Genomic DNA, 11271 nt, shown 5'->3' on the forward strand with positions numbered 1-11271 from the left:
AACTGTTTCGAATACCTTTTCTCTTAAAAATTTATTTTAAAAGAAGACGGTAAATGAATCATTTGTATAATTAAATCTTGTTTCGCTACCAAAACCACTTATCAACCAAAGGAAGGAAACTTCTAAATAAATAAGATATACAACCATAACTATTAAATTAAACATGAAAAATCTATTAACTATTTTTTCTTTTTTTCTTGTCGCATGCACTGTTAACGCACAAGAACTTAATTTGAATGATCCGCTTCCGGAGAATTCTAGAATAAAAAAAGGAGTCCTTAAAAACGGGATGACGTATTATATTTACAAAACTGATGTAGTAAAAAATGTAGCGAGCTATTATATCATTCAAAATGTAGGTTCAGTTTTAGAAAAGGATGGACAAGAAGGTCTGGCGCATTTTCTAGAACATATGGCTTTCAACGGAACTAAAAATTTTCCTGGTAAAGGTGTTCTAAATACACTTCAAAAACATGGGGCTGTCTTTGCAAAAGATATCAATGCTTATACTGCTTTTGACGAAACAGTATATAATATGGACAATATTCCAACAAATGTTCCTGGTCTAGTAGATACGTCATTATTGATTTTACATGATTGGGCAGATGGCTTATTACTTACTGATGCTGAAATTGATGCGGAACGCGGCGTGATAAAAGAAGAGTGGAGAACCAGACAAAATGGATATATGCGACTTTTTAAAAATTCATTGCCTACGATGTTTAACAATAGCATATATGCTGATCGTATGCCGATAGGTTTAATGAGTGTTATTGATACTTTTAAATACAAAACACTAAGAGATTTCTACCACGATTGGTATAGAACAGACCTACAAGCTATAGCGGTGGTTGGTGATTTTGATATTGCCGAAATGGAACAAAAGATAGTAAAATTGTTTTCGCCAATTCCTGCAATAAAAAATCCATTGGAAAGGTTTATTGTACAAATTCCTGATAACAAAGCAATGCTTTATAACTTAGGGACTGATAAGGAAGTTGCAACTTCGAATATTTCTTTCACAATTAATCACCCAAAATCATTGAAAGATGAAACGGTTGCCGACTTAAGAGAATCTTTGTACAGCGGAATGGTGGGTAGAATGTTGTCTTCAAGACTTAGAGAAATCTCTCAAAAACCAGATGCGCCTTTTGTTTCGGCAAGCGCAAGTTTTCAAAGTTTTGCTAGAGCAAAAAATAATTTTGGATTGATGATTTCGCCAAAACCTAATATGCAACACCAAGCTTTCAAAGTAGCTTTAGAAGAATTAAATAGAGCAGTTAAATTTGGCTTCAGCCAAGCTGAAATTGACAGAACTATTGCTATTTATAGTAATTTTTACCAAACTAAAATCACTAAAATAGATCAGACACCACATGCAGAAATAGTTAATACCATTCAGAAAAACTATTTAGAAAATGAGGCAATGACTGATATGGCAAAAGAATATGAGCTTGTTAAGCTGATGTTTAATCAATTGAAAGCCTCAGATTTACAAGACTTCATCAAAAAACTTTATACTGCCGAAAATCGCGTTTTAGACGTTACAGGAGTAGAGGGTGAAAATAATCTTTCTCAAGATGAAGCTCTTAAAATTGTTAACGAAGTAGAGAATGACGCTACTCTTGTTGCATATACTGATGAATTTGTTGGAAAAACATTGATTTCAGGTCTTGAGATCAAAGCGGGGAAAATTGTTTCTGAAAAAAATATCAAAGAATTAGGTTCAACGAGATTTGTTTTAAGCAACGGAGTAGTTGTGGATTATAGATTTAGTGATGTCGAAAAAAACAATGTGCTTTTTGAAGCAGTTAGTTTTGGAGGAAATTCTGTTATAAAAGATGCTGATCTCCCGTCAGCAGCAATGGTAGGTGGTTTAGTGAGAATGTCTGGTTTAGGAGAATACAGCGCAACCGATTTGGCAAAGGTTTTGGCAGGAAAAAATGTGAATGCAAGAGTAGGTATTTCTGAATTAGAAGAAAACATCTCAGGTATGACCACAACTAAGGATATTGAATCCTTGTTGCAAATGGTGCATTTACAGTTTGTAAAACCACGTTTTGATGAAAATAGTTTTAAAGTGTTACAAAACAATCTAGACAATACTTTGATTCAAAGAAAAGGTGGAATTGCTTATAAAATGGAAGATAGCATTACCACAACTTTGTACGGATATAACAATCCTAAAAAACGTCTCTTCGATGAAAAATATTTAAAAGAAGTTTCTTTTGAAAAAATAAAATCGATATATCTGGATCGTTTTAGCAATCCTTCTGATTTTGCATTTCTTATTGTTGGAGATGTCCCAAAAGAGACTTTAAAACCTTTATTGGAAAAGTACATAGCAAGTTTGCCTACCACTACGAAAAAGGAAAAATGGCAGGATAATTCAGTTGAGTGGTTAAAAGATACTAATAAAAAGGATGTTTTCATGACCATGGAAGATCCTAAAGCTACAGTACGTATTGCTTTTAAAAAACCATTTAAATACAGTTTAAAAAACAAATACATCATAAAGGCTTTTCAAGACATTCTTGAGCTTAGATTAATGGCGACATTAAGAGAGCAAGAAGGCGGGACTTATGGAGCGAGTGTGTATAGTATTTTAAGTAAAAGACCTACAGAGTTAGCTAGTTTTTATGTTTATTTTGATTGTGATCCTGAGAAAGCAGATAAATTAATTTCTATCGTTCATCAAGAAATTGATAAAATTAAAAATGGTACAATCGATAAAGAAGATTTAAACAAAGCACTTACTAGTTATCTAAAAGATCTAAAAGAAGAAAAAGAATATACTAATTACGAGTTGGACGTGCTTTATGATTACCTTATTGAAGGGTATAATAGAAACGACACTAAAAACAATGTAGATCTAATAAATACAATTACGCCAAAAGACATTCAAAAGTTTGTGAAGCAAATGATGAATGATTCTCAAAGTTTTGAAATCGTATTTAAACCCGCAAAGTAATAGTAAAAGCATCTTTCGTTATTACTTAGTTTCTATTAAGTATTTTGAATTAGTACACAAACAACGAAAGTAAATTTAGGGTCATTGAATAATGGCCCTATTTTATTAAATACATCCTTATAAATTATAATCTAATGAAGAAATTATTAATACTGTTAGCCTTTATCTTAAGTGCTAATGCTTTTTCTCAAATACACAAGCCCGTGAAATGGGCGACTTCGGTTGTGGCTGTCTCAGGGACTACTTATGACTTAGTAATCCAGGCTACCATTGAAACTAGTTGGCATTTATATTCTCAAAACGTTCCCGACGGCGGTCCGATTCCAACAGCTTTTACTTTTCCTAAAAATCCTAGTTTTGAATTAGTGGGAAAAGTTTCAGAAGAAAAAGGACATACTGTTAATGACCCTATATTTAATATGAAAATTAAATATTTTGAAAACAAAGCCGTTTTTAAACAGCGTATCAAAGTACTATCAAATAAAGCTTTTAAAATCTCGGGAGAAGTAGAGTTTATGGTTTGCGATGATGCCAATTGTTTACCGCCTACCTACGTAGATCTTAACTTTCAGATTCCTGAAACTAAAATAGTGGTTGCTGAAATACCAGTCGAAGTTGACAAAACGGAAAAAACAGTAGCTCCGCTTGTAGAAAAAGTAGTGGTAACTGACACGATTATACAAGAAGAAATTGCGACTGATACTATTGCAGAAACAGTAGTTAAAGCTGATGTTGCGGACAAAATTGTTGATGGTAAAGAGAAAAAATCCGCAGATAGAAGTTTACTTGCCATATTTATTATTGCTTTCTTTTCTGGATTTGCAGCCTTATTGACACCTTGCGTGTTTCCTATGATTCCTATGACGGTAAGTTTCTTTACTAAACAAAGTAAAACTAGAGCTAAAGGAATCAAAAACGCAATCATTTATGGATTGTCAATTGTGATTATATATGTATTATTAGGTTCAATCGTCAGTGCTGTCTTTGGAGCTGATGCTTTGAATGCACTTTCTACTAATGTATGGTTTAACGTTATTTTCTTTGTGCTTTTAGTTGTTTTTGCAGTTTCCTTTTTAGGAGCTTTCGAAATCATGCTTCCTAATTCATGGGCGAATAAAGTAGATACAAAAGCAGATAAAGGTGGATTAATTGGGATTTTCTTTATGGCTTTGGCCTTAGCAATCGTTTCTTTTTCATGTACAGGGCCTATTGTTGGTACTTTATTAGTTCAAGCAGCAGCGGGCGGAAATCAAGTTGGACCTATCGTTGGAATGCTAGGTTTTTCTTTGGCCTTAGCCATACCGTTTGCATTATTTGCAGCTTTTCCAGGATGGTTGAATTCATTGCCAAAATCAGGCGGATGGTTGAATACCGTAAAAGTAGTATTAGGATTTTTAGAATTGGCTTTGGCATTTAAATTTTTATCGAATGCTGATTTAGTTCTACAATTGCACTTGATAGAGCGCGAAGTTTTCTTAGCGATTTGGATTGCTATTTTTGGAGCTTTGTCATTTTACCTTTTTGGAAAAATACAATTGCCACACGATTCTCCTTTAACACACATTTCAGTAGGAAGACTATGTTTAGGTTTACTAACATTAACGTTTACTATTTATATGATTCCAGGTTTATGGGGTGCGCCTCTAAACTTGATAAGTGCTTTTCCCCCGGCCCAGCATTATAGTGAATCTCCTTATGGAGTAGGTTCTTCGCAAGGTGGCGGAGGTACAACCGCCGTTGCCGAAATTCCCGAAGGCGCACATCTAATGGCACCACATAATATTATCGCTTTTAATGATTATGATTTAGGGATGGCTTACGCCAAAAAAGTAAACAAACCAGTTATGCTAGATTTCACTGGATATGCCTGTGTAAACTGTAGAAAAATGGAGCAACAAGTTTGGCCAAAAGACCAGATTTTAGCAATCCTAAAAAACGAGGTAGTGCTTATTTCTTTATATGTAGATGACAAAAGACCGCTTCCTCCGGGTGAAGAAATAGATTCTAAGCTAAGACCAGGAAAAAAATTAAAATACGTGGGACAAAAATGGAGTGAATTCCAAACCATAAAATACAAGGCAAATGCTCAGCCATTTTATGTGTTGACAGATCACGAAGGAGAAAATTTAATTGACCCTGTGGGTTACACTCCAGACGCTGAAGAATATCACAACTGGTTAAAAACAGGACTAGCTAACTTTAATGAAAAGTAGAAATGAAAAAAATATTTTATATACTAAGTATTGCATTTATAGGGTTGGCATTCAATGTAGTTCCGGTAAAGGATTATGTAGCAGTTACCGGTAAAATCACGAATCCTACTTCTGATTTTTTGATGATACAGTCGCGATCATTTTCGAAAAAAATTCAGGTTAAACAGGATGGTACTTTCTCAGATACTTTAAAAGTAGAAGCGGGCTATTATCGCTTGTCAGATGGCAGCGAAGCACTTAATCTTTATTTAAAGAATGGATATGAATTAGAGCTTACTCTAGACACCAAAGAGTTTGATGCATCCATTGTTTTTCAAGGAATGGGGGCTGAGGCCAATAATTATTTGGCATCAAAGAACCTTTTATTGAATACTTTTTTTGATGAAGATTCTTTATTTGAATTAGATAAGATTGGTTTTGATAAGAAAGTGAATGAAGGAAGTCAAATCCTAACGACTTCTTTAGCTAATGCAAAAAAACTAGACCCTATTTTTATCGAAAAGGAGAAAAAAGATGTTAGCGCAATAGTAAATTATTATTCAGAAAGTTATAATGACAATCATTACTTAAAAACAGTTTTGGTTAAAGGTGCCAAGGCTCCAAAATTCATGTATTATGAAAACTATAATGGAGGCAAAACCTCGTTAGAGGATTTAAAAGGCAAGTACGTATATATTGATGTATGGGCTACCTGGTGCGGTCCGTGTAAAGGAGAAATCCCTTTTTTGAAGGAAATAGAAAAAGCATATCATTCAAAAAACATTGAATTTGTAAGTATTTCAGTAGATGAATTGAAAGATCATGATAAGTGGAAGCAAATGGTGAAAGAAAAAGAATTGACAGGAGTACAGTTGTATTCTGATAAAAGCTGGGCTTCTCAATTTGTTAAGGACTTTAGAATCAGCGGTATTCCACGATTTATTTTAGTCGATCCACAAGGGGACATCGTTACGGCTGATGCTCCTAGACCTTCGTCCAAAGAATTAAAAACTTTATTGGCTGAATTATTAAAATAGAGATAAAATAAGATTATTTATAGAACACTCTAGTGTAGAAGCTAGAGTGTTTATTTAGAATAGTTTGAAGTTAATGTATTTATTATGAGTTTTTTAAAAAATATTTTTTCAAAAGAGTTGGCTCCGATTACCATTGAAAAAAAGAACAAGGTTTCTGAATTAGAACTTTATTTTCAACAATATCGCGAAGAAATTGTTGGAATTCAGCAGAAATTTAAATCACCTTACGGTGAAAAAGAAATTATTTACGCCGACTGGACTGCCAGCGGAAGATTATACCGCCCTATAGAAGATAAATTGCTGAATCAATTTGGTCCATTTGTGGCCAATACGCATACAGAAACGTCAATAACGGGTTCTGTTATGACGATGGCTTACCATGATGCAAGAGAAATAATTAAAAAACATGTGAATGCCAATTCAGATGATGTCTTGATCACCGAAGGCTCTGGTATGACAGGAGTTGTCAATAAACTGCAACGTATTTTAGGATTAAAAGTGTCCGAAAATTTGAAGGCGCATACTACTATTCCCGATGCGTTAAGACCAATTGTTTTTATTACCCAAATGGAACACCATTCTAATCAAACGTCTTGGTTAGAAACCATTGCCGATGTTGAGATAATTCCATGCCACGATTCGGGATTAATTTGTTTTGAAAGTTTTGAGAAAGTTTTAATTCAATATAAAAATAGGCCCATAAAAATTGCATCAGTAACGGCTTGCTCTAACGTAACTGGTATTAGAACCGACTATCATAAAATTGCCGCTGTCATTCATGGACATGGTGGACTTTGTTTTGTTGATTTTGCTTGTTCCGCTCCTTATGTTGAGATCAATATGCATCCAAAAGAGAAAGAATCTTATTTAGATGCGATTTTCTTTTCGCCACATAAGTTTTTAGGAGGGCCAGGAACTTCAGGGGTTTTAATTTTTAATAAAAAGTTATATAAAAACATAGTTCCAGATAATCCAGGAGGAGGTACTGTAAGTTATACTAATCCTTGGGGAGACCACGATTATGTTGACGATATTGAAACTAGAGAAGATGGAGGAACACCTGGATTTTTGCAAACTATAAAAATTGCGCTTTCAATTCAATTGAAAGAAAAGATGGGGATTAAAAATATCTTGGAACGTGAACATGAATTTAATGAAATCATTTTCGATAAATTATCTAAAATACCAAATCTTACCATTCTAGCATCAGAACATAAAGATAGATTAGGGATTTTCTCGTTCTATGTAACTGATGCTCATTTTAATTTAATTGTGAAATTATTGAATGACAGATTTGGTGTTCAAACTCGTGGTGGTTGCTCTTGCGCTGGTACTTATGGTCATTTTTTATTAAACGTAGATCGGCAAACTTCAAAAAGCATCGAAAAGAAAATCTTAGAAGGTTGTATGGTCGAAAGACCAGGATGGATCCGCATGTCTATTCATCCAACAATGACTAATGCCGAAATTATTTTTGTATGTGACGCCATCAGTGAAGTTGCAGAAAACTTTCAAAAATGGAAAATAGACTATCGCTATGATGCTGTTAAGAATGACTACGTACATAACAACAATATTAGCATAGAAAAAGAAATAACCAAAGATTGGTTTAATTTATAAAGCTTAATAGTACGGTTCATCAATGTGAAATTTAGTTCTTTCATTTTTGAGCCGTTTCAATTGTAAAATTAAACTTGTTTTCAAGTTGATTCACCTTTTATTATTCTGAGTAGATTTAAAAATTTGCTACTTAGTTCAAATTGAAATTTAATAGTCTCACTGGCTATGATTTGTATAGTCTCCTTTAATTCTTTATTTTTGGAAGTGAATAATTAAAAATAAATTCAGTTGAGCAAACTTTCGTTCCCTACTTTATCTATTAGTACTATACTTGGTGAAGATAATTTGGGTATTAGCCTATTCCGTCATAGTGTGAAGGGACGAAATGAATTTGAGCAGCCCCATAAACACGATTTTTATCTTGTCTTTTTTGTCGAAAGTGGCTCTGGAGTTCACGATATCGACTTCACACAGTATACAGTCGCTGATAATCAGGTTTATTTTGTTCGCCCGGGACAAATACACAATTGGTCACTTAAAGAAGGAACTACTGGGTTTCAACTGATGCTTTCGAACGAAATAGTAAATATTTTTTATAATTTATCTCCACTTTCTTTTTTTCAAGCCAGTTCTATATCGTGTATTTCGTTAACAGAAACAGTTTTCCAAGAGTTTATAAAACAGCTTAACGATATAGAAGGGTTACTTCCCAATAATGATATAGTGACAAAGGAAATTGTAGTGCTTCAGCTGCATTTGTTACTTAAGTTATTGGAAAAAAATTATCTAATTCAATTTCCAGAACGCGATAGTGTTGTTAGACCTGAAAAATTAATACAAAAATTCGTTGAGTTAGTAGAAGTGCATTTTCATCAAGAACCCGCGGTAAAGTTTTATGCCACGCAGCTAAAGATCACAGCTAACTATCTAAACATCCTATCTCAAAAATATTTAAAAACGGCTGCGGGAGATTTTATAAAAGACAGAAGCATGCTGGAAGCTAAGCGCTTGCTTGCCAGTACTAACTTATCTATGAAAGAAATCGCATACCAACTGGGTTTTAATGACAATGGCTATTTTAGCAAAGTGTTTAAAAAACTTTCAGGGGAGTCACCGAGCGATTTTAGAGAAAGTTATAAATTTTACCATCCTTACCACTAATAGTACCATTCAATATTGAATTTCTAATCGATTTTTGTAATTGATAAAAATTACTAAAAATGTGTGCACATAAAAGAAAGTGCAAGTTGCTTTTATGGTAAAGAATCAGTTTTATGAATTCAAAAAGAAATGAGTTATGACAAACAAACGAAATAGGAGCGTTTTATTAAGCAAGTTGATTTTAGTCATTGTGATAATTTTGGGTTGCTCATCAAAACAAACAGAATTAAAATTAGAGGATATGGATTTAAATAAAGCGCTTTTTGAAGCTGTTGATCGCGGCGATGCAACAATGCTGGCAAAGATTTTACAAGATAAGCCATCATTAGAACTGAAAAATGATAAGGGGAGAACAGCACTGATGGAAGCAGTTTATAAAAGTGATAACAAAATAGCCATATTGCTTATAAACGCTGGAGCCGACGTAAATGCTCAGGATGGAATTAAAAACAGTCCTTTTTTATACGCCGGTGCCGAAGGTAATTTGGAGATTGTAAAAATGGCATTGAACCATGGTGCAAATTTCAAGATATACAATCGCTACGGAGGTACGGCACTAATTCCTGCTGCTGAAAAAGGACATTTAGAAATTGTAAAACTATTGGTAAATACAGCGGGTTTTCCTAAAGATCATATAAACAATCTTGGATGGACTGCCTTATTAGAAGCTGTTTTGTTGAGTGATGGGGGTCAAGTTCATATTGATATAGTAGCTGCCTTGATCGAAGGCGGCTGCGATGTAAACATAACGGATAAAAACGGAATGACACCTTTGAGACTCGCAAAGAAGCAAGGATACGCTGAGATGGTAAAATTATTAGAAAAAGCGGGAGCAAAATAATTAAAAGATAAAAATGGAACAGAATCATATTAGTAGAAAAAGATTTTTAGGATTGAGTGCAGCCGCTACTGGAGCTGCATTATTCTCAGGTATTGGCACTTCAGCAATGACACCACAGGAAGCAGAGGATATAAACACTGCTGCTTTAAAAGAATATATTTTAACGAATGTAAGACTGGAAGAAGGGTTTGAGTACAACGAAAAAAAGGAAGTCATAGCCACAAATACAGCCTTATATAACCTGCATATTTCCGATGGCAAAATCAAAAAGATTGTAAAAGGCAAACTTGATCTAAAGCTGAAGACAATCGACGCCAAAGGTTTTTTAATGCTTCCGGGATTGCGTGATATGCACATTCATATTGATAAAACATTTTATGGTGGGAAATGGAATGCTGCACCAAGAAAAGGGTATACAGTGAAAGATATGATTGTATTGGAGGAAAAGATTATTCCACAGTTATTGACAGATTCCCAACACAAAGCCGAAGAAGCGATAGAACTAATGAAAAGCCAAGGTACTTATTTTGCCCGTTGCCAAACTAATATTGATCCCGTAAGCGGATTAAAAAGTTTAGAGCATTTATTAGCAGCATTAGATAAAAATAAGGATAGTTTTGCTTGGGAAATTGTCGCTTTTCCACAACATGGAATTTTGTATTCCCAGTCAGAATCGCTGTTGCGCGAAGCGGCAAAAATGGGTGTTGACTTTATTGGTGGCCTAGATCCAACCACTGTCGATGGGAATTTAGAGAAATCTCTTGATGCCATGTTTCAAATTGCAATTGACAACAATAAAGGAATTGATATTCACTTGCATGAAGGATTACCAACAGGTAAAGCCGCCATAGAATACATCATTAAAAAAACAGAAGAGAATAAACAGCTACAGGGAAAAACAGACATAAGTCACGGCTTTGCTCTTGCCAGAATGGAAGCAAACGAATTAGAAAAAATAGCTGAACAAATGGGGGCACTTGGTATTGGAGTGGTTTCTACAGTGCCTATTGGCCGCACAATAATGCCAATTCCAACTTTAAAAAAGCACGGTGTAAAATTAATGACTGGTACAGATAGTATCGTAGATCATTGGCAACCTTTTGGAAATTGTGATATGCTTGAAAAAGCAAAATTATGTGCCCAACTTTACGGTTGGACAGATGAGTATAGTCTAAGTCGCGCCTTACATATTGCTACTACTAACGAGATATTGCCACTTAATGATGCTGGTGCTCGGGTATGGCCTGCGGTGGATGCTGAAGCCAATTTTATTTTGGTAAAAGCCAGTTGTTCTGCAGAAGCAGTTGCGCGTCTACCTAAAAGAGAAGGCGTTTTCTTTAAAGGAAAACTAATAGCTGGGGAAATGAAGGCATAGATTCAAATTCGATCGATTAGTTGGGTTTCAAGATTAAAAAACAAGTTTAAATTCAGAATACAAAGTATAGTGTTCTGAATTTAAACTTGTTTTGTTTTTTAAAGAAGGTTTTTAAGGTAACGAACTATTTTAAA

7 protein-coding genes are annotated in these 11271 nt (G+C 34.3%); all 7 read left to right on the forward strand.

Annotated features, from left to right (window positions below):
* Positions 1-163: 163 nt before the first annotated feature.
* The 7 genes from E0F98_RS08345 (at position 164) to E0F98_RS08375 (ending at position 11137) form a co-directional block, all read left to right on the forward strand.
* Positions 164-2971, forward strand: a complete 2808-nt coding sequence (locus E0F98_RS08345; protein WP_132110369.1) for a M16 family metallopeptidase — start codon at positions 164-166, stop codon at positions 2969-2971.
* 134 nt (positions 2972-3105) lie between these two features.
* Positions 3106-5184, forward strand: coding sequence for a protein-disulfide reductase DsbD family protein (locus E0F98_RS08350; RefSeq protein ID WP_132110371.1), 2079 nt, complete (start codon positions 3106-3108; stop codon positions 5182-5184).
* Positions 5185-5186: 2 nt separating this feature from the next.
* Positions 5187-6200, forward strand: a complete 1014-nt coding sequence (locus E0F98_RS08355) for a TlpA family protein disulfide reductase (RefSeq protein ID WP_132110373.1) — start codon at positions 5187-5189, stop codon at positions 6198-6200.
* Between the two features lie 84 nt (positions 6201-6284).
* The gene (locus tag E0F98_RS08360; protein WP_132110375.1) at positions 6285-7820 is read left to right on the forward strand and encodes an aminotransferase class V-fold PLP-dependent enzyme; all 1536 of its coding nucleotides are present in this window, start codon (positions 6285-6287) and stop codon (positions 7818-7820) included.
* 228 nt (positions 7821-8048) lie between these two features.
* A complete protein-coding gene (locus E0F98_RS08365; RefSeq protein WP_243699214.1) occupies positions 8049-8921 on the forward strand; it encodes an AraC family transcriptional regulator in 873 nt (290 codons plus the stop codon).
* Between the two features lie 136 nt (positions 8922-9057).
* Positions 9058-9762, forward strand: a complete 705-nt coding sequence (locus E0F98_RS08370; RefSeq protein ID WP_132110379.1) for an ankyrin repeat domain-containing protein — start codon at positions 9058-9060, stop codon at positions 9760-9762.
* A 13-nt stretch (positions 9763-9775) separates the two neighbouring features.
* Positions 9776-11137 carry an amidohydrolase gene (locus E0F98_RS08375; RefSeq protein WP_132110381.1) on the forward strand — a complete coding sequence of 454 codons (1362 nt, stop codon included), beginning with the start codon at positions 9776-9778 and terminating at the stop codon, positions 11135-11137.
* The last annotated feature ends 134 nt before the right edge of the window (positions 11138-11271 follow it).

Source organism: Flavobacterium hiemivividum (genome assembly GCF_004349145.1).
In the GTDB taxonomy this organism is placed as follows: domain Bacteria; phylum Bacteroidota; class Bacteroidia; order Flavobacteriales; family Flavobacteriaceae; genus Flavobacterium; species Flavobacterium hiemivividum.

Bases quoted from the DNA above. Each gene is read 5' to 3' on its own strand.
- E0F98_RS08345 (WP_132110369.1), top strand. From the start codon at position 164: ATGAAAAATCTATTAACTATTTTTTCTTTTTTTCTTGTCGCATGCACT.
- E0F98_RS08350 (WP_132110371.1), top strand. From the start codon at position 3,106: ATGAAGAAATTATTAATACTGTTAGCCTTTATCTTAAGTGCTAATGCT.
- E0F98_RS08355 (WP_132110373.1), top strand. From the start codon at position 5,187: ATGAAAAAAATATTTTATATACTAAGTATTGCATTTATAGGGTTGGCA.
- E0F98_RS08360 (WP_132110375.1), top strand. From the start codon at position 6,285: ATGAGTTTTTTAAAAAATATTTTTTCAAAAGAGTTGGCTCCGATTACC.
- E0F98_RS08370 (WP_132110379.1), top strand. From the start codon at position 9,058: ATGACAAACAAACGAAATAGGAGCGTTTTATTAAGCAAGTTGATTTTA.
- E0F98_RS08375 (WP_132110381.1), top strand. From the start codon at position 9,776: ATGGAACAGAATCATATTAGTAGAAAAAGATTTTTAGGATTGAGTGCA.